Raw genomic sequence first — 18522 nt, 5'->3', positions numbered from 1 at the left:
GGGGCGGTCAGCGCTGCTCGTCGCGGTGCGGCACGGCGCGCTGCGCGAGGCCGCGCAGCCAGGCGGCCTCCTCGCGGCGGTCGACGCGGGACACCGGAATCTCGAGAACCCTTGTGCCGGACGATGACTCGGCAAGGGCTCCGCGAAGCCGGTCGAGGTCGTCGACGCGTTCGTATGCCGTGTGGTGCGCCGCGCACAGCGCCTCGAGGTCCGTGCCGTGCGGCGTCGCGAAGACCCGTTCGAAGGCGCTCGCATAGCGGCGGTCGCCCTGCTCGAGCGAGCTGAAGATCGCACCCCCGTCGTCGTTGAGGACGACGAGGGTCAGGTCTGGTCGGCGTTCCCCTCGGCCCACGAGGAGCCCGTTCGTGTCGTGCAGGAACGTCACGTCGCCGAGGTAGGCGATGGTCCTCGCCGCGCGCGGACGGCCCAGAGCGATGCCGACGGCCGTCGACACCATGCCGTCGATGCCGGCGAGCCCGCGGTTGCCGACCACGAAGCGGTGCTCGTGCGGCGGCCACGGCCGGGCCATCACGTCGAGGTCGCGGACGGGGTTGGACGAGCCGACCACGAGCGTCGTGTCGGCGCGGACGGCGTCGGCCACGACGGCGGCGACGGAGAGCGGTGAGATCCCGGCCTCGAGACCGGGGGCCCGGGACGGATCTGCTTCCGGGGCAGCCAAACCCGCGTCGACCAGGGCTGAGAGCCGGTCGTCGGCGTCGCGCCACGCGTCGAACCACGACGCGTCGTCGGGACCCTCGACCCGGGGCGCGACATCGAGCACGCGGGCGATGCGTCCCGGGTCGGTCGCGACGCCGTCTCGCCCGCGCACCGAGAGCACGTCGAGGTCGGGGTCGCTGACGAGGTTGATGACGGGCCGCGAGAGCGTCGGGTGTCCGATGACGACGACACGGTCGATGTCTCCGCGCAGGTCGGTCGTGAGGAGCAGGCGTCCGGTGCGCATGGCCTGCCGGCCGATGCGGGACCCCGAGGTGGGCTCGGCGACCAGGGGCCAGTTCGCCGCCTCCGCGAGCAACCTGGCCGCCGGCCCGGCGTCGTCTCCGGCGACGACGACGGTGCGCGGACCGAGGGGCAGCACCTCACCGTCGGTGGGCAGCGACACCGACGGCTCGGCGTCGACCTCTGCGCGCGCGAGTCTCGCCGTGGCTGAGTTGGCGTGCTGGTCCGGCTCGTCCCTGGGGGCCGGGCTCTGCCACCACGTGTCGGGGTCGGGGTCCGGGGGGAGCAGGTCGCCGTCGAGCTGGACATTGAGCTGTGCCGGTCCGGGCCGCGAGCACGCCTGTGTGACAAGGGTGCCCAGGTCGTCATCCGTCACGTCGGCGGTCAGGTCGTGGCACGGTGCGAAGGTGCCAAAGATGCCCGCCTGCTCCGTCGTCTGGTTCGCGCCCGTGCCCCGCAGTCGGTCCGGCCTGTCCGCGCTGACGACGACGAGCCGTCGGCCCGTGTGGTGCGCCTCCATGACGGCGGGCAGCAGGTTGCCGACCGCGGTGCCCGAGGTCGTGACGACCGCCACCGGACGGCGTGACCCCGTGGCCAGCCCGAGGGCGAGGAAGGCTGCTGACCGCTCGTCGACCCGCACGTGCAGGCGCAGGTCGCCGTCGCGGTCCGCGGCGTCGAGGGTGAGGGCGAGGGGCGCGGAGCGCGACCCCGGTGCGAGGACGACGTCGCGCACGCCCGCTAGCCACAGCTGCTGGACGACCCGCAGCGCGAGCTCGGGAGCCGTGCGTCGACCGGTCACCGTGGTCTCGTCAGTCGCTCGCGAGCGCGTCGCGCATCGGGATGAGCTTGGCGTTCGACTCGGCGACCTCGGACTCGGGGTCCGAGCCCGCGACGATGCCGCACCCGGCATACAGGGTGAGCTGCGACGGGTCGTCGGGGGCGTACGCGCCGCTGCGCAGGGCGATGCCCCACGCCCCGTCGCCGTGGGCGTCCATCCAGCCGACCGGACCGGCGTAGCGGCCCCGGTCCATGTGCTCGAGCTCGGCGATCAGCGCGACGGCGCGCGCGGTGGGCGTGCCGCCGACGGCCGCCGACGGGTGCAGCGAGGCGGCCAGGGTCAGGGACGACGCGTCGTCGGCGCTGACGGCCGCGACGTCCGTCGCGAGGTGCATGACGTTGGGCAGGTGCAGCACGAAAGGGGCCTCGGGCACGTTCATCGACGAACAGTGCGGGGCCAGGGCCTCGGCGACCGAGCGCACCGCGTACTCGTGCTCCTCGAGGTCCTTCGACGAGCGGGCCAGCGACGCGGCGAGCGCGAGGTCCTTGTCGTCGTCGCCCGTGCGGCGGATCGTGCCGGCGAGCACCCGTGAGGTGATGAGGCCCTGGTCGCGGCGGACGAGCAGCTCGGGAGTCGCGCCGACGAGGCCGGAGACGGAGAACACCCAGGTGTTCTCGTAGCGCTCGGCGAGGCGGCGCAGGAGCCAGCGGGGGTCGATGGGGCCGGCCGCCGTCGCGACGAGGTCGCGGGCGAGGACGACCTTGTCGACCTCGCCCGCCCCGATGCGCTCGACGGCCTCGGCGACCGAATGCGCGTACGCGGCCGGCGAGACGGCTCCGTCGGCGAATGCCACGCCACGCGGCGGCTCGGGATCGTTTGCGACGGAAGGCTTCTCGAGAAGTGTCAGCTGCGGGTCCAGCGAGACGGTGGTGAGCCACGTCCGACCCTCACGGCGTCCGACGATCGTCGAGGGCACGACGAGCCGCGCCTGCTCTGCGGAGTCGTCCGCGAAGGGGAACGAGCCGAAGCACACGAGTCCGCTGCCCGGTCGTTCGACCTCGTCGCGCACGACGGCGTGCCGGCTCACCTCACGCCACCAGGCCTCGGCCTGGACGAACCGGTCCTCGCCGCTCGCCTCGAACGTCAGTGCGGTGCCCCAGCCGACGAGGCCGTCGCCGCGGCGCACCCACGAGACGAGGTCGTCGTGTCGATGGTCGGCAGGCAGGTAGGAGAGCAGGGGGTCCGCGGCCTCGAGGGGCACCGTGCGGACGACGACCGTCGGTCCAGCGGACGGGGACGGCGCTTCGGAGGCGGGAAGCGTTGACATCGGGTGCAACTCTACGGCTGCCCGCGGGTCCGGCCGCCCCGGTGGTCGGCACGGGTGCGGGTGAAACTGGCCACTCGAGTGTCGAGCGGGCACTTCGCACCGGTGGGTTCCGGTGATCACGGGGTGGGAGGATGAGCGCATGAGCCGTGCCCAGCTGGACAAGAAGCCGGTCGACGTCGCGTCGATGTTCGACACCGTCGCCGAGAAGTACGACGTGACCAACGACGTGCTCTCGCTCGGCCAGGACCGGCTGTGGCGGCGGGCCGTCGTCAAGGCCGTCGACGCGAAGCCGGGGGAGCGCATCCTCGACATCGCCGCCGGCACCGGCACGTCGAGCGAGCCGTGGGCCGACCAGGAGATCGACGTCGTTCCGGCCGACTTCTCGCTGGGCATGCTCCGGGTGGGCCGGCGCCGCCGCCCCGACATGGCGTTCACGGCCGCGGACGCGATGAACCTGCCGTTCGCCGACGAGAGCTTCGACGTCGTGACGATGAGCTTCGGGCTGCGCAACGTGGTCGATCCCGAGACGGCCCTGCGCGAGTTCCTCCGCGTCGCCAAGCCCGGCGGGCGGCTGCTCGTCTGCGAGTTCAGCCAGCCGGTCAACAAGGTGTTCCGCACCGTCTACACGAACTACCTGATGCGCGCACTGCCGTCCGTGGCCCGTCGCACGTCGAGCAACCCGGACTCGTACGTCTACCTCGCCGAGTCCATCCGGGCCTGGCCGCCGCAGGGCGAGCTCGCCCGCGTCGTCGAGACGGCCGGCTGGCAGCAGGTCGGCTGGACCAACCTCTCCGGCGGCATCGTCGCGCTCCACCACGGCACGAAGCGCTGAGCGACAGCCTCTGTCGGCAGCTCGTATGCCGGTCGCGACGTCGCGCAAGACGTGACCTGTCGACGATGGGTTAGGCATGCCTTATCTGACAAGGGCGAAATCGCGGGAATAGACTCCCGGAAGAGTTCGTGAAGTTCTTCACAAGCGGTCCGGAAGCTGCAGGGAGAGATGACCAGTTCGAGCGTCGCGCCCAGCCCCTCGGGGGTTGGCGGTGCACCCGTCGAGCGGGCCGACGTCGTCGTCGTCGGTGCCGGTCCGGGTGGCAGCGCGACGGCGGCATACCTCGCGGACCACGGTCTCGACGTCGTCCTCCTCGAGAAGTCGGCCTTCCCCCGCGACAAGATCTGCGGCGACGGCCTGACCCCGCGTGCGACGAAGGAGCTCATCTCCCTCGGCGTCGACACGACCGGCTGGCAGCGCACCAAGGGCCTGCGCATCAAGGGCGGCGGGCACACGCTCCAGCTCGACTGGCCCGAGTCCGACGCCTTTCCCGGCTACGGCATGGTGCGCACGCGCTCCCAGCTCGACGAGACCCTCGCCCGCCACGCCGAGCGCAAGGGGGTGCGCCTGCACGAGCGCACGAGCGTCACCGCGCCGGTCCGCAACGGGGCCGGTCGGGTCACCGGGGTCTCGGCCAAGCGCCTCGACGACGCCGGCCGCACGACCGGCGAGACCGTCACCTACCGTGCGCCCGTCGTCGTCGCGAGCGACGGGGTCTCGAGCCGCCTCGCCACGGCCGTCGGCCGGCCCAAGCGCGAGGACCGCGTCATGGGGGTGGCCGTCCGCGCGTACTACACGACGCCTCGGCGCGACGACTACCTCGAGAGCCACCTCGAGCTGTGGACCCGCGACGACGCCGGCAACCGCATCCTCATGCCGGGCTACGGCTGGCTCTTCCCGCTCGAGGACGGCCGCACCAACGTCGGCCTGGGCACCCTCGACACGACCGCGGCGTTCCAGAAGACCGACTACAAGGACGTCATGCGCCGCTGGGTCGAGGACATCGACGCCGAGTGGCACCTCGAGCACGACGAGTCGGCCGGCCCGATCCGCGGCGCGGCCCTGCCGATGGGCTTCAACCGCACGCCGCTCTACGCCGACGGGCTGCTCCTCGTCGGCGACTCGGGCGGCATGGTCAACCCGTTCAACGGCGAGGGCATCGACTACGCCCTCGAGGCCGCCCGCGTCGGAGCCGAGCTCGTCGCCCAGGCGATGGCCCGACCGAGCGACGCCGGCCGCGAGAGGCTCCTCGCGGCATACCCCAAGGTCATGAAGGACGAGCTCGGCGGCTACTTCACGCTGGGCCGCTGGTTCGCCCACGCCATCGGCAACCCCGAGGTCATGCGCCTCGCCACGAAGCACGGCCTGCCCCGCACGAAGCTCATGCCGTTCCTGCTCAAGATCATGGCCAACCTCGCCGATCCTGCCGGCAAGGGTGCGAGCGACCGGATCATCCACGCCCTCTCGCGACTGGCGCCGGACGCATGACCGGACCACTGGCCGACCCCCTCGTCGGTGCCATTGTGACGCCGAGCACAATCGTCACCGACGCCCATAGGATGGGTGCGCCGCGCACCTATGCCCCCGCCACGCACGTCTCGCACGACCGAAAGGCACGTGACCTCGGATGAACTCCTACGTCCCGATCCTGTTCATGCTGGGGCTCGGCTTCGCGTTCGCCGCGCTGTCGGTCTTCACCTCGCTCGTGGTGGGCCCGAAGCGCTACAACCGCGCCAAGCTCGAGGCCTATGAGTGCGGCATCCAGCCGACGCCGCACGCGGCCGGCGGTGGGCGCGTGCCGATCAAGTACTACCTGACGGCGATGCTCTTCATCATCTTCGACATCGAGTCGGTCTTCCTCTACCCGTTCGCGGTGGCCTTCAACAAGCTGGGCCTCTTCGCGCTGGTCGAGATGGTCCTGTTCATCATCACGGTGTTCGTCGCGTACGCGTACGTCTGGCGTCGCGGCGGACTGGAGTGGGACTGAGGCCCGGAGCGCCGCACCAGCGGTACGCGTCCACCGGGTTCGTCAGGAAAGCTAAGGAGTAAGCAATGGGTCTCGAAGAGAAGCTCCCAGCCGGGTTCCTGCTCTCGACCGTCGAGGGCCTCGCCGGCTACATGCGCAAGGCCTCGATCTGGCCGGCGACGTTCGGCCTCGCCTGCTGCGCGATCGAGATGATGGCCGTCGGCACGCCCGACTACGACATCGCCCGCTTCGGCATGGAGCGCTTCTCGGCGACGCCGCGCCAGGCCGACCTCATGATCGTCGCCGGCCGCGTCAGCCAGAAGATGGCCCCCGTCGTGCGCCAGGTCTACGACCAGATGCCCAACCCCAAGTGGGTCATCTCGATGGGCGTCTGCGCGAGCTCGGGCGGCATGTTCAACAACTACGCGATCGTCCAGGGCGTCGACCACATCATCCCCGTCGACATCTACCTGCCGGGCTGTCCGCCGCGCCCGCAGATGCTGCTCAACGCGATCATCGAGCTGCACCACCAGATCGAGACCTCGCCCCTCGGCGTCAACCGCGAGGCCGCCGCGAAGGCCGCCGAGGCCGCCGCGCTGTCCGCGACGCCGACCCACCAGATGAAGGGCCTGCTCGCATGAGCGACGGCGAGAAGAAGGACGACACGGCCGCCGTGAACGCCGACACGACCAAGGACCAGACCTCCGGCCTGACCCCGCACGAGATCGAGGTCCGCCAGCAGGCGGCCGCCGGCGCGGAGCCCGTCGTCGTCGGGGTCCGGCGGGGGATGTTCGGAGCCACGCAGGGCGCGGACACGAGTGGCTACAGCGGGCTCGTCCGCCCCATCCTCGTCGCGGGCGCCGCCGAGCGCCCTTACGGGAGCTACTTCGACGAGATCGCCGACAACCTCGAGCGCGGACTCGTCGGTGGCACAGCCTCCTACGCAGAGGCCGTCTCGGCGGTCGTCGTCGACCGGGGCGAGATGACCATCCACGTGCGCCGCGAGCACCTGCTGGCCGTCGCGCGTGTCATGCGCGACGACCCGTCCCTGCGCTTCGAGGTGTGCACCGGCGTCTCGGGGGTCCACTACCCCGACCGGGGCGGCGAGGAGCTGCACGCGGTCTACCACCTGCTGTCGATCACGCACGGTGGCCGTCGCGTCCGCCTCGAGGTCTCCTGCCCCGAGGACGACCGGCACATCCCGTCCGTCGTCTCGGTCTACCCGGCCAACGACTGGCACGAGCGCGAGACCTGGGACATGTTCGGCATCGAGTTCGACGGGCACCCCGCCCTGACCCGCATCCTCATGCCCGACGACTGGCCGGGCCACCCGCAACGCAAGGACTACCCCCTCGGCGGCATCCCCGTCGAGTACAAGGGCGCCACCATCCCACCGCCGGACCAGCGGAGGTCGTACACCTGATGAGCACGCACACCGAGTTCACCCAGACCGAGCTGCCGGACTCCGGCGCCAACGACGTCTACGCCACCTCCGTGGCCGACGAGCAGGCCAGCGAGGGCGCGCACGTCTTCAACGCCGCGGGCGGTGACTGGAACGACCTCGTCGACGAGGCCACCTCGCTCGGCGAGGAGCGCATCGTCGTCAACATGGGTCCGCAGCACCCGTCGACGCACGGCGTGCTCCGCCTCATCCTCGAGATCGACGGCGAGACGGTGACCGAGGCCCGCGCGGGCATCGGCTACCTGCACACCGGCATCGAGAAGAACATGGAGTACCGCACCTGGGTGCAGGGCGTCACGTTCTGCACGCGCATGGACTACCTGACGTCCATGTACCAGGAGGCCGCGTACTGCCTCGCCATCGAGAAGCTGCTCGGCATCACCGACCAGATCCCCGAGCGGGCGAGTGTCATCCGCGTCCTGATGATGGAGCTCTCGCGCATCAACTCCCACACCGTCTGCCTCGGCACCGGCGGCATGGAGATGGGCGCGACGACCGTCATGACCGTCGCCTTCCGCGAGCGTGAGCGCGTCCTGCGGATCTTCGAGATGGTCACCGGCCTGCGCATGAACAACGCGTACATCCGCCCCGGCGGCGTCGCCCAGGACCTGCCGCCCGGCGCCATCGACGCGCTGCGCGACATGGTGCCCGAGGTGCGCCGTGGCCTCGGCGAGCTCGAGGCGCTGCTCAACGAGAACCCCGTCCTCAAGGGCCGAACCGTCGACGTGGGGGTGCTCAACCTCGCCGGATGCATGGCGCTCGGCGTCACGGGCCCCGTGCTCCGCTCGGCCGGGCTGCCGCACGACCTGCGCAAGCTCGACCCGTACTGCGGCTACGAGACGTACGACTTCGACGTCATCACGCGCACCAGCCAGGACGCCTACGGCCGCCTGCGCATCCGCATCGACGAGATGTACGAGTCGCTCAAGATCGTCGAGCAGTGCATCGACCGCCTCCAGGCCGACGAGGGCGCCAACAACGCGGTGATGGTCGAGGACAAGAAGATCGCGTGGCCGGCGCAGCTCGCGCTGGGCGGCGACGGCCTCGGCAACAGCCTCGACCACATCCGCGAGATCATGGGCACCTCGATGGAGTCGCTGATCCACCACTTCAAGCTCGTCACCGAGGGTTTTCGGGTCCCGCCGGGCCAGGTCTACCAGGCCGTCGAGTCGCCGAAGGGCGAGCTGGGCTGCCACCTCGTCTCCGACGGGGGCACGCGCCCCTACCGCGCACACTTCCGCGACCCGAGCTTCAACAACCTGCAGGCCGTGGCCGCGATGTGCGAAGGCAGCCAGATCGCCGACGTCATCGTCGCCGTCGCCTCGATCGACCCCGTCATGGGAGGTGTGGACCGATGAGCGCCGGTCACGACGCATCCGGGCACCTGCACGTCAGCCCCGAGTCCAAGGCGCCGTACGCCGCCGACGTCCTGGAGAGCCTGCACGCCGACGCCGCCGAGGTCATCGCGCGTTACCCGCAGAAGCGTTCGGCCCTGCTTCCGCTGCTGCACCTCGTGCAGTCGGTCGACGGCTACGTCACCGGTCGCGGTGTCAGCTTCTGCGCCGAGGTCCTCGACCTCACCGAGGCCGAGGTCAGCGGGGTCGCGACGTTCTACACGCAGTACAAGCGCCACCCCAACGGTGACTACACGGTCGGCGTCTGCACCAACACGCTGTGCGCCGTCATGGGCGGCGACCTCATCTTCGAGCGTGTCTCGGAGCACCTGGGCATCGGCCACGACGAGACGACCGAGGACGGCAGGATCACCCTCGAGCGCGTCGAGTGCAACGCGGCGTGCGACTACGCGCCGGTCGTCATGGCCAACTGGGAGTTCTTCGACAACCAGACACCCGAGAGCACGATCGGCCTCGTCGAGGACCTCCGCGCCGGCAAGGACGTCGCGCCGACCCGCGGCGCGGGCAAGGTCTGCACGTTCAAGGAGGTCTCGCGGGTGCTCGCCGGTTTCGAGGACGGTCGCGCCGACGAGGGCGTGGGCGCCGGTCCGGCGTCGCTGCTCGGCCTCAACATCGCCAACGAGCGCGGCTGGGTCGCCCCCGGCAGCAACGGCTCGAGCACGTCGCACGCGGACCGGAAGGACGGATCGAAGTGACCGACACGCTGACCCCGATCCTCACGAAGTTCTGGGACGACCCGCAGTCCTGGACCCTCGCGACCTACGAGCGCCACGACGGCTACAAGGCCCTCAAGAAGGCCCTCGACATGCAGCCGCAGGCGATCATCGACGCGGTCAAGGACTCCAGCATCCGCGGCCGCGGCGGCGCAGGCTTCCCGACCGGCATGAAGTGGTCGTTCATGAGCCCGCCCGACGGCGGGCCGCGCTACCTCGTCGTCAACGCCGACGAGTCCGAGCCGGGCACCTGCAAGGACGTCCCGCTCATGATGGCCAACCCGCACTCGCTCATCGAGGGCGTGGCCATCTCCTCGTATGCCATCGGCTGCGAGCACGCGTTCATCTACCTGCGCGGCGAGGTCGTCCACGTCTACCGCCGCCTGCTGCGCGCGGTCGAGGAGGCCCGTGCGGCGGGCTACCTCGGCGACAACGTCGGCGGCAAGGGCGTCAAGGTCGACATCACCGTGCACGCCGGTGCCGGCGCCTACATCTGCGGTGAGGAGACGGCTCTGCTCGACTCGCTCGAGGGTCGCCGCGGCCAGCCGCGCCTCAAGCCGCCGTTCCCCGGTGCCGCCGGTCTGTACGCGCGCCCCACCTCGGTCAACAACGTCGAGTCCATCGCCTCCGTGCCGGGGATCATCCTCGAGGGCGCCGACTGGTTCAAGGGCATGGGCACCGAGAAGTCCACGGGCTTCGGCATCTTCAGCCTTTCGGGCCACGTCACCAACCCGGGCCAGTTCGAGGCGCCGCTCGGCATCACGATGCGCGAGCTCATCGAGCTCGCGGGCGGCATGCGCGGCGGCAAGAAGCTGAAGTTCTGGACCCCCGGCGGCTCCTCGACGCCGATCTTCACCGAGGAGCACCTCGACGTGCCACTCGACTTCGACTCGGTCGCCGCAGCCGGCTCGATGCTCGGCACGCGTGCCCTGCAGGTCTTCGACGAGACCGTCTCGGTCGTGCGGGCCGTCGCCCGCTGGACCGACTTCTACGCCCACGAGTCCTGCGGCAAGTGCACCCCGTGCCGTGAGGGCACGTGGTGGCTGCGCCAGATCATGAACCGCATCGAGAACGGCCAGGGCACGCAGGACGACATCGACAAGCTCGTCGACATCTGCGACAACATCCTCGGCCGCAGCTTCTGCGCCCTCGGTGACGCGGCCACGAGCCCGATCACCTCGGCCGTGAAGTACTTCCGCGACGAGTTCGAGGCCGGCATGCACACCCCCGCGCACGAGCTCTTCCCGCCGGAGCGGTCGGTGCTCTTCCCTGTCCAGACCCAGGTCACGACCAAGGAGTCCAGCGGGATGGTGTCCGCATGACCGCCACAGCCTCCAACGCCACGGAGACGAAGCCCGACCAGGTCAGCCTGACGATCGACGGCGTGCCCGTCAGCGTCGCCAAGGGCACGCTGGTCATCCGCGCCGCAGAGCAGATCGGCGTCGAGATCCCGCGCTTCTGCGACCACCCGCTGCTCGACCCGGTGGGCGCCTGCCGCCAGTGCCTCGTCGACGTCGCGATGCCCGACCGCGAGGGCAACGTGCGGCCGATGCCGAAGCCGCAGGCCTCGTGCACCATGACCGTCTCCGAGGGCATGGTCGTCAACACCCAGAACACCTCGAAGGTCGCTGACAAGGCGCAGCAGGGTGTCATGGAGCTGCTCCTCATCAACCACCCTCTCGACTGCCCGGTCTGCGACAAGGGCGGCGAGTGCCCCCTGCAGAACCAGGCGATGAGCGCGGGCCGCCCGGTGTCGCGCTTCGAGGACGTCAAGCGCACCTACCCCAAGCCGGTCAACATCTCCTCGCAGGTCCTGCTCGACCGCGAGCGCTGCGTGCTGTGCGCGCGCTGCACGCGCTTCTCCGACCAGGTCGCCGGTGACCCGTTCATCGCCCTCGTCGAGCGCGGCGCGCTCCAGCAGATCGGCATCTACGAGGAGCAGCCCTTCGAGAGCTACTTCTCCGGCAACACCGTGCAGATCTGCCCGGTCGGCGCTCTCACCGGCGCGGCGTACCGCTTCCGCAGCCGTCCGTTCGACCTGGTGTCGACGCCGTCGGTCTGCGAGCACTGCGCGAGCGGCTGCGCGATCCGCACCGACCACCGCCGCGGCGTCGTGCTGCGGCGGATGGCCGCGGAGGACCAGGCGGTCAACGAGGAGTGGAACTGCGACAAGGGTCGCTGGGCCTTCACGTACGCCACGCTGCCCGACCGCATCCAGCTCCCGATGGTGCGCGACGCCGACGGCGAGCTCCGCGTCGCCGCCTGGCCCGAGGCTCTCGCCGCCGCGGCCGCCGGCCTCTCCCGCGCGAGGGCCGCCGGCGTGCTCGTCGGGGGTCGCGTGTCGGCCGAGGACGCCTACGCCTACGGCAAGTTCGCGCGCATCGCGCTCAACACCAACGACGTCGACTTCCGGGCCCGCCCGCACTCGGCCGAGGAGGTCGCCTTCCTCGCCGAGCACGTGGCCGCGACCGGCCCCGAGGGCGGCGCGGTGACCTACGCGGACCTCGAGACGGCCCCCGCCGTCCTGCTCGTCGGGTTCGAGCCCGAGGACGAGAGCCCGATCGTCTTCCTGCGCCTGCGCAAGGCGTACCGCAAGCACAAGACCCAGGTGTATGCCGTCGCGTCCCACGCGACGCGCGGCCTCACCAAGCTCGGGGGCACGCTGCTGCCGACCGTCCCCGGTGACGAGGCCGTGGCCGTCGCCGACCTCGGCTCGTCCGAGATCGGCGCGAAGGCCCGCGAGGCCCTCTCCGGTGGCGGCATCGTGCTCGTCGGGGAACGCCTCGCCACGTCGCCGGGCGCCCTGCGCGCCGTGGCCGACCTCGCAGCCACGACCGGTGCCCGCCTCGCGTGGGTGCCGCGTCGGGCGGGGGAGCGCGGTGCCCTCGAGGCCGGTGCGCTCGGCGCGCTCCTGCCCGGTGGCCGTCCCGTCGCCGACGCCGCGGCCCGGGCCGAGGTGGCCCGCGCGTGGGACGTCGACCAGCTGCCCGCCCTGCCGGCCCGTGACACCTCCGGCATCATCGCGGCGGCCGCCGCGGGCGACGTCGACGCGCTCGTCGTCGGGGGAGTCGACACGGCCGACCTCGGTGACCCGGCAGCCGTCGCGGCCCTCGAGAAGGCTTTCGTCGTCTCCCTCGAGCTGCGCGAGTCCGCCGTCACGGCCGTGGCCGACGTCGTGCTCCCCGTCGCCGCCCAGGCCGAGAAGGCCGGCACCTACGTCAACTGGGAGGGCCGCGTCCGCGCCTTCGACGAGGCCCTGACGACCAACGCCGTCAGCGACCACCGTGCACTCGACATGCTCGCCGGCGAGATGGGCTTCTTCCTCGAGACCCGCACGCAGCGCGAGATCCACGCCCAGTTCGAGGCCCTCGGCCCGTGGAGCGGCGCCCGTGCAACGAGCGCCCCCGCCGGCCAGCGGGCCGCGGCCGCTCCCGACGGCAGCGGCGACTTCGTCCTGTCCACGTGGGCCACGCTCCTCGACGCCGGCCGTATGCAGGACGGTGAGCCGTTCCTCGCCGGCACCGCGCCGAAGGCCGTCGCCCGCCTGTCCGTCTCCTCGGCCGCCGCGCTCGGTGTCGTCGACGGCGACGACGTCACGGTGACCGGACCGGCCGGCAGCGTCACCCTGCCCGCGGCCGTCACCGAGTCGATGGTCGACGGCGTCGTCTGGCTCCCGACCAACTCGCGCTCGACCAACCAGGACGTCTCCGTCCGCACGGGCCTCGGCACCGACGCCGGCGGCCGCGTCCACGTCACGAAGGGTGGTGCGGCATGAGCCTCGGCCTGACCGCATACGGGGTGGCGGCGACGCTGCCCATGACCGAGAACCCCTCGGCCGACTTCAGCGACACCCCGTGGTGGGTGGCCCTGATCAAGGCCGTCGGCATCTTCGTCTACCTGCTGCTGTCGACGCTGCTCGTGATCTGGTTCGAGCGCCGAGTCATCGGCCGCATGCAGCAGCGCCCCGGCCCCAACCGCAACGGCCCGTTCGGCCTGCTCCAGACCCTCGCCGACGGCATGAAGTCGATGCTCAAGGAAGACATCACGCCGGCCAACGCCGAGAAGCTCATCTACACGCTCGCGCCGCTCATCGCCGCGACGATGGCCTTCGTGTCGTTCGCGATCATCCCGCTGGGCGGCACGGTCTCGATGTTCGGCCACGAGACGCCTCTGCAGGTCACCGACGTCCCCGTCGCGGTGCTTCTCGTGCTCGCCGTGGCGTCGGTCGGCGTCTACGGCATCATCCTCGCGGGCTGGAGCTCCGGCTCGACCTACCCGCTGCTCGGCGGCCTGCGCTCGACGGCCCAGGTCATCAGCTACGAGATCGCCATGGGCCTCTCGCTCGTCGCCATCTTCCTCTACAGCGGCTCGATGTCGACGTCGTCGATCGTGTCGGCCCAGAGCTCGCTCTGGTACATCCTGCCGGCGTTCTTCTCCTTCGCCGTCTACGTGATCACCATGGTCGGGGAGACCAACCGTCTGCCCTTCGACCTCGCCGAGGGCGAGGGTGAGCTGACCGGTGGGTTCCACACCGAGTACTCCTCGATGCGCTTCGCGATGTTCTTCCTCGGCGAGTACGTCAACATGTTCACCGTCTCGGCCCTCGCCACGACGCTGTTCCTCGGCGGCTGGCAGGCCCCGCCGCTCGTCTCGGCGATCAACGACAACATGCTCGGCGGCGGCTGGTGGGGCCTGCTGTGGTTCACCCTCAAGCTGTGGATGTTCATGTTCGTCTTCGTCTGGCTGCGCGGCTCGCTGCCGCGTGTGCGCTACGACCAGTTCATGCGCTTCGGCTGGAAGTTCCTCATCCCGATCACCCTCGCCTGGGTCGTGGCCGTCGCCTTCATCCGTGGCGCGCAGCTCGGCTTCCTCGGCGACAGCAAGCTGACGATCGCCGGCCGGGAGCTCTCCGTAGCCACCGTCGTCATCGTCAGCATCATCGCCGTCATGGCGCTCGCCGCGGCCTGGATCTGGGACGACAAGCGGGCCGCCAAGGCCGCTGCCGAGGACGAGGCCCCACCGGAGGAGATCGACCCGTTCGAGGACGGCTACCCCGTGCCGCCGCTGCCGGGCCAGCGCCTCGCCGAGCCGGGCCCGCGCCTCGGCGCCACGCGCGAGCCGGTCCTCACGACCGCCGGCACCTCGCGCACCTCGACCGCCGTCAAGGAGGAGGACCATGGCTGACGACACCGTCGGCAAGGACGTCACACCCCAGGGCTCGACGGGCCCGAACGGGGCCGAGGTGGGCTCGCCGCGCCAACAGCGCCCGGGCTCGGAGCGTGAGAAGGGCTTCCTCGCTGAGCTCTTCGCGCCCGTCGCCGGCTTCGGGGTGTCGTTCTCCACGATGTTCCGCAAGGTCGCCACCGAGGAGTACCCCGAGAAGCCGCGCCCCACCGCGCCGCGCTTCCACGGCCGCCACCAGCTCAACCGGCACCCTGACGGGCTCGAGAAGTGCGTCGGCTGCGAGCTGTGCGCGTGGGCCTGCCCGGCCGACGCGATCCTCGTCGAGGGCGCCGACAACGACGACACCCCGGGTGGTGCCGGACGCTTCAGCCCCGGCGAGCGCTACGGCCGCGTCTACCAGATCAACTACCTGCGCTGCATCTTCTGCGGCCTGTGCATCGAGGCCTGCCCGACGCGCGCCCTGACGATGACGAACTTCTACGAGCTCGCCGACAACGACCGCGGCAAGCTGATCTTCACCAAGGACCAGCTCCTCGCACCGCTCCAGGGCGGCATGCTCCCGCCGCCGTTCCCGATGGCCGAGGGCATGGAGGAGCGCGACTACTACCTGGGCAAGGTCACCGGGCCGACCGACGGGCAGCGCGCGTACGTCGACGCCTACGACGCCGGCAACGCCGACGACGACGAGAGCGGCTTCGCCGAGGCGCCGGGCAACGTCGGGGCATCGGTCCCCGGTCAGCACGACGTCGTGCACGCCGCCGACCCGACCGCCGCCCACACCCGGGAAGGGGCCAACCCGTGACCTCCACCGCCGAAGCCGTCGGCTTCTGGCTGCTCGCCCCGCTCGCGGTCATCGCGGCGCTGGGGCTGCTCTTCGCCAGGAAGGCCGTGCACGCCGCGCTGGGCATGGCGCTCGTCATGTGCATCCTCGGCGTCTTCTACATCATGCAGAAGGCCGACTTCCTCGGGATCGTGCAGATCTTCGTCTACACGGGCGCCGTGATGATGCTCTTCCTCTTCGTCCTCATGCTCGTGGGCGTCGACTCGTCCGACTCGGTCGTCGAGACGATCAAGGGCCACCGCTGGGCCTCGTTCCTGCTCGTCATCGGCCTCGCGGGCGTGCTCCTCTTCTCGATCGGGGCCGCCGTCATCGACGAGCAGACGGTCCAGACGGGGATGGACAAGCTCGTCTCGACGAACTCCGAGACCGGCAACGTCACCGGGGTCGCCGAGCTGATCTTCGGCCAGTACGTCTGGGTCTTCGAGATCACCTCCGCCCTGCTCATCACGGCCGCGCTCGGCGCCATGGTCCTCGCGCACCGCGAGCGCCTCACGCCACGCATCACGCAGGCCGAGTGGGCCGCCAAGCGCGTGCGCGACAACACGAACGTCGCGGGCCTGCCCGCGCCGGGCGTCTACGCCCGCCACAACGCGGTCGACACCCCGGCACTGCTTCCCGACGGCACGCCCAGCGACCTGTCCGTCTCGCGCGTGCTCGTCGCGCGCGACCAGGTCGCGACCACCGACGGCATCCAGGACGTCGAGCGTCACATGGCGCGAGAGATCGAGGAGGGTCGGAGCAAGTGAGCCCGATGCACTACGTCTACCTCGCGGTGCTGCTCTTCGCGATCGGCGCCGCCGCCGTGCTGACGCGACGCAACGCGATCATCGTCTTCATGGGCGTCGAGCTCATGCTCAACGCGACGAACCTCGCCCTCGTCACCTTCTCCCGGATGCACGGCTCCCTCGACGGCCAGGTCATGGCTCTGTTCGTCATGGTCGTCGCCGCCGCGGAGGTCGTCGTGGGCCTCGCCATCATCATGGCGATCTTCCGCGCCCGCCGGTCGGCCTCGGTCGACGACGCCAACCTGCTGAAGCTGTAAGGAGCGCCGGCCAGAATGGGAACTCTCGTCCAGACGTTCGCGAGCTCGTCGAGCACGCTGAGCACGTATGCCACCGGGCTCGCCGGTCACGCAGGTGAGGCGCACGCCGCCACCGGCGTGACGGCATACGCGTGGCTGCTCGTCGCGCTGCCGCTGCTCGGTGCCGCCGTCCTGCTCCTCGGCGGGCGCCGCACCGACAAGGTCGGGCCCGTGCTCGCGACGGCCCTGTCCTGGGCTGCCTTCGTCGTCGGCGCGCTCGTCTTCTTCGCGATGCTCGGCCGTGGCGCCGAGGACCGCGCGGTCGGCATCGACCTCTTCGACTGGGTCGCCGCCGGCTCGTTCAAGGTGAGCGCAGGGCTGCTCGTCGACCAGCTGTCGATGGCCTTCGTGCTGCTCATCACCTTCGTGGGCTCGCTCATCCACGTGTACTCGATCGGGTACATGGAGCACGACGTCGACAAGCGGCGCTTCTTCGCCTACCTCAACCTCTTCGTCGCGGCGATGCTGCTGCTCGTCCTCGCCAACTCCTACCTGCTGCTGTACGTCGGCTGGGAGGGCGTCGGCCTCGCGAGCTATCTGCTCATCGGGTTCTGGAACTACAACCCGGCCTACGCGACCGCGGCCAACAAGGCCTTCGTCGCCAACCGCGTCGGTGACTTCGGCCTGTCCATCGCGATCATCGTCATGTTCTTCCACTTCGGTGCCGTCGACTTCGCGACCGTGCTCGGCGAGGCCGGCACCAACGCGAACCAGGGGTTCATGACGGCCATCGGCCTGATGCTCCTGCTCGGTGCGTGCGGCAAGTCGGCGCAGTTCCCGCTCCAGAGCTGGCTCGGCGACGCCATGGCCGGCCCGACACCGGTCTCGGCGCTGATCCACGCGGCAACCATGGTGACCGCCGGCGTCTACCTCGTCGTGCGTTCCGCGCCGATCTTCGAGGCCGCCCCGACCGCGCAGCTCGTCGTCGTCATCGTCGGCGCGATCACGCTGCTCTTCGGTGCCGTCGTCGGCTGCGCCAAGGACGACATCAAGAAGGCACTCGCGGCCTCGACGATGAGCCAGATCGGCTACATGATGCTCGCCGCGGGCCTCGGTCCGGTCGGTTACGCGTTCGCCATCTTCCACCTGCTCACGCACGGCTTCTTCAAGGCCGGGATGTTCCTCGGCGCGGGCTCCGTCATGCACGGCATGAACGACCAGGTCGACATGCGCCGCTTCGGTGGCCTGTCAGGCGCCATGAAGATCACCTGGGCCACGTTCGGCCTGGGGTGGCTGGCCATCCTCGGTGTGCCGCCCTTCTCGGGCTACTGGTCCAAGGACAAGATCATCGAGGCCGCGTTCATCGGTGAGGGTTGGCGTCCGTGGGTGTTCGGCACGGCCGCGCTCGTCGGCGCGGGCATCACCGCGTTCTACATGTCGCGCCTGTTCTTCATGACCTTCCACGGCAAGAAGCGGTGGACCGACGACGTGCACCCGCACGAGTCCGGCCTGTTGATGACGGTGCCGATGATGGTCCTCGCGGTCGGCTCGGCCTTCCTCGGTCTGGTCCTCGGCGTCACCGGCGGCATCAGCACATGGCTCGAGCCGGTGACCGGGGCAGAGCCGGAGGGAGCGCACCCGGTGCTCCCGCCGTGGCTGCTCATCGTGCTGACCCTGGTGCTCATCGCCGCCGGAGCCGGCTACGCGTGGATGCGCTACTGGCGCGACGACGTCGCGGTCACGGCCCCCGCAGGCAGCCTCGCCACGCAGGCCGCACGCCAGGACCTCTACCAGGACCAGGTCAACGAGGCCCTCCTCATGCGACCCGGCATTCACCTCACGCGCTCGCTCGTCTTCGCGGACGGCAAGGGCGTCGACGGTGCGGCCGGCGGGCTCGCCGCCCTCGTCGGCGGCACGAGCTCGCGCCTGCGCAGGCTGCAGAACGGCTTCGCGCGCTCCTACGCCCTGACGATGCTCGCCGGTGTCGTCGCCATCCTCGGTGCACTGTGGGTGATCTCCTGATGAC

At 70.6% G+C, this 18522-nt stretch carries 16 protein-coding genes; 14 read left to right on the top strand and 2 right to left on the bottom strand.

What is annotated here, in order from left to right:
* Nucleotides 1–7 precede the first annotated feature (7 nt).
* Both menD and H9I49_RS13295 read right to left on the bottom strand, forming a co-directional pair.
* Complete coding sequence (menD, locus tag H9I49_RS13300; protein WP_370587563.1) at nucleotides 8–1756, bottom strand: 2-succinyl-5-enolpyruvyl-6-hydroxy-3-cyclohexene-1-carboxylic-acid synthase; 1749 nt, start codon at nucleotides 1754–1756, stop codon at nucleotides 8–10.
* Nucleotides 1757–1766: 10 nt separating this feature from the next.
* Entirely contained in the window at nucleotides 1767–3062 is a 1296-nt protein-coding gene (locus tag H9I49_RS13295) for an isochorismate synthase MenF (RefSeq protein ID WP_188030845.1), read from the bottom strand.
* 139 nt (nucleotides 3063–3201) lie between these two features.
* Between H9I49_RS13295 and H9I49_RS13290 the strand changes: the two genes are divergently transcribed.
* The 14 genes from H9I49_RS13290 to nuoL all read left to right on the top strand — a co-directional run bounded on the left by H9I49_RS13290 (nucleotide 3202) and on the right by nuoL (nucleotide 18518).
* Nucleotides 3202–3894, top strand: a complete 693-nt coding sequence (locus H9I49_RS13290) for a demethylmenaquinone methyltransferase (protein ID WP_188030844.1) — start codon at nucleotides 3202–3204, stop codon at nucleotides 3892–3894.
* Nucleotides 3895–4062: 168 nt separating this feature from the next.
* Entirely contained in the window at nucleotides 4063–5382 is a 1320-nt protein-coding gene (locus H9I49_RS13285; RefSeq protein ID WP_188030843.1) for a geranylgeranyl reductase family protein, read from the top strand.
* A gap of 139 nt (nucleotides 5383–5521) precedes the next feature.
* Nucleotides 5522–5881: an NADH-quinone oxidoreductase subunit A gene (locus H9I49_RS13280; RefSeq protein ID WP_188030842.1), complete on the top strand. Its 360-nt coding sequence runs from the start codon at nucleotides 5522–5524 to the stop codon at nucleotides 5879–5881.
* 65 nt (nucleotides 5882–5946) lie between these two features.
* Nucleotides 5947–6501: an NADH-quinone oxidoreductase subunit B family protein gene (locus H9I49_RS13275; protein ID WP_147067641.1), complete on the top strand. Its 555-nt coding sequence runs from the start codon at nucleotides 5947–5949 to the stop codon at nucleotides 6499–6501.
* Nucleotides 6498–7283, top strand: coding sequence for an NADH-quinone oxidoreductase subunit C (locus H9I49_RS13270; protein ID WP_188030841.1), 786 nt, complete (start codon nucleotides 6498–6500; stop codon nucleotides 7281–7283). Before H9I49_RS13275 ends, H9I49_RS13270 begins: the two co-directional genes overlap by 4 nt.
* Entirely contained in the window at nucleotides 7283–8680 is a 1398-nt protein-coding gene (locus H9I49_RS13265) for an NADH-quinone oxidoreductase subunit D (RefSeq protein WP_188030840.1), read from the top strand. Before H9I49_RS13270 ends, H9I49_RS13265 begins: the two co-directional genes overlap by 1 nt.
* Nucleotides 8677–9432, top strand: a complete 756-nt coding sequence (gene nuoE, locus H9I49_RS13260) for an NADH-quinone oxidoreductase subunit NuoE (protein ID WP_188030839.1) — start codon at nucleotides 8677–8679, stop codon at nucleotides 9430–9432. The genes H9I49_RS13265 and nuoE overlap by 4 nt, the downstream gene beginning before the upstream one ends.
* Nucleotides 9429–10772: an NADH-quinone oxidoreductase subunit NuoF gene (nuoF, locus tag H9I49_RS13255; protein ID WP_188030838.1), complete on the top strand. Its 1344-nt coding sequence runs from the start codon at nucleotides 9429–9431 to the stop codon at nucleotides 10770–10772. The genes nuoE and nuoF overlap by 4 nt, the downstream gene beginning before the upstream one ends.
* Entirely contained in the window at nucleotides 10769–13225 is a 2457-nt protein-coding gene (locus tag H9I49_RS13250) for an NADH-quinone oxidoreductase subunit G (RefSeq protein WP_188030837.1), read from the top strand. Before nuoF ends, H9I49_RS13250 begins: the two co-directional genes overlap by 4 nt.
* Nucleotides 13222–14634: an NADH-quinone oxidoreductase subunit NuoH gene (gene nuoH / locus H9I49_RS13245; RefSeq protein ID WP_188030836.1), complete on the top strand. Its 1413-nt coding sequence runs from the start codon at nucleotides 13222–13224 to the stop codon at nucleotides 14632–14634. Before H9I49_RS13250 ends, nuoH begins: the two co-directional genes overlap by 4 nt.
* Nucleotides 14627–15436 carry an NADH-quinone oxidoreductase subunit NuoI gene (nuoI, locus tag H9I49_RS13240; RefSeq protein ID WP_188030835.1) on the top strand — a complete coding sequence of 270 codons (810 nt, stop codon included), beginning with the start codon at nucleotides 14627–14629 and terminating at the stop codon, nucleotides 15434–15436. The genes nuoH and nuoI overlap by 8 nt, the downstream gene beginning before the upstream one ends.
* A complete protein-coding gene (locus H9I49_RS13235; protein WP_188030834.1) occupies nucleotides 15433–16221 on the top strand; it encodes an NADH-quinone oxidoreductase subunit J in 789 nt (262 codons plus the stop codon). The genes nuoI and H9I49_RS13235 overlap by 4 nt, the downstream gene beginning before the upstream one ends.
* A 5-nt stretch (nucleotides 16222–16226) precedes the next feature.
* Nucleotides 16227–16517, top strand: coding sequence for an NADH-quinone oxidoreductase subunit NuoK (gene nuoK / locus H9I49_RS13230; RefSeq protein ID WP_223128747.1), 291 nt, complete (start codon nucleotides 16227–16229; stop codon nucleotides 16515–16517).
* 15 nt (nucleotides 16518–16532) lie between these two features.
* The gene (nuoL, locus tag H9I49_RS13225; RefSeq protein WP_223128665.1) at nucleotides 16533–18518 is read left to right on the top strand and encodes an NADH-quinone oxidoreductase subunit L; all 1986 of its coding nucleotides are present in this window, start codon (nucleotides 16533–16535) and stop codon (nucleotides 18516–18518) included.
* The last annotated feature ends 4 nt before the right edge of the window (nucleotides 18519–18522 follow it).

It is taken from the genome of Terrabacter sp. MAHUQ-38 (assembly GCF_014518425.1).
Classification (GTDB): domain Bacteria; phylum Actinomycetota; class Actinomycetes; order Actinomycetales; family Dermatophilaceae; genus Terrabacter.
This window is presented reverse-complemented; position numbering and strand designations above follow the sequence as displayed.

Bases quoted from the DNA above. Each gene is read 5' to 3' on its own strand.
- H9I49_RS13295 (WP_188030845.1), bottom strand. From the start codon at position 3,062: ATGTCAACGCTTCCCGCCTCCGAAGCGCCGTCCCCGTCCGCTGGACCG.
- H9I49_RS13290 (WP_188030844.1), top strand. From the start codon at position 3,202: ATGAGCCGTGCCCAGCTGGACAAGAAGCCGGTCGACGTCGCGTCGATG.
- H9I49_RS13285 (WP_188030843.1), top strand. From the start codon at position 4,063: ATGACCAGTTCGAGCGTCGCGCCCAGCCCCTCGGGGGTTGGCGGTGCA.
- H9I49_RS13280 (WP_188030842.1), top strand. From the start codon at position 5,522: ATGAACTCCTACGTCCCGATCCTGTTCATGCTGGGGCTCGGCTTCGCG.
- H9I49_RS13275 (WP_147067641.1), top strand. From the start codon at position 5,947: ATGGGTCTCGAAGAGAAGCTCCCAGCCGGGTTCCTGCTCTCGACCGTC.
- H9I49_RS13270 (WP_188030841.1), top strand. From the start codon at position 6,498: ATGAGCGACGGCGAGAAGAAGGACGACACGGCCGCCGTGAACGCCGAC.
- H9I49_RS13265 (WP_188030840.1), top strand. From the start codon at position 7,283: ATGAGCACGCACACCGAGTTCACCCAGACCGAGCTGCCGGACTCCGGC.
- nuoE (WP_188030839.1), top strand. From the start codon at position 8,677: ATGAGCGCCGGTCACGACGCATCCGGGCACCTGCACGTCAGCCCCGAG.
- H9I49_RS13250 (WP_188030837.1), top strand. From the start codon at position 10,769: ATGACCGCCACAGCCTCCAACGCCACGGAGACGAAGCCCGACCAGGTC.
- nuoH (WP_188030836.1), top strand. From the start codon at position 13,222: ATGAGCCTCGGCCTGACCGCATACGGGGTGGCGGCGACGCTGCCCATG.
- nuoI (WP_188030835.1), top strand. From the start codon at position 14,627: ATGGCTGACGACACCGTCGGCAAGGACGTCACACCCCAGGGCTCGACG.
- nuoK (WP_223128747.1), top strand. From the start codon at position 16,227: ATGCACTACGTCTACCTCGCGGTGCTGCTCTTCGCGATCGGCGCCGCC.
- nuoL (WP_223128665.1), top strand. From the start codon at position 16,533: ATGGGAACTCTCGTCCAGACGTTCGCGAGCTCGTCGAGCACGCTGAGC.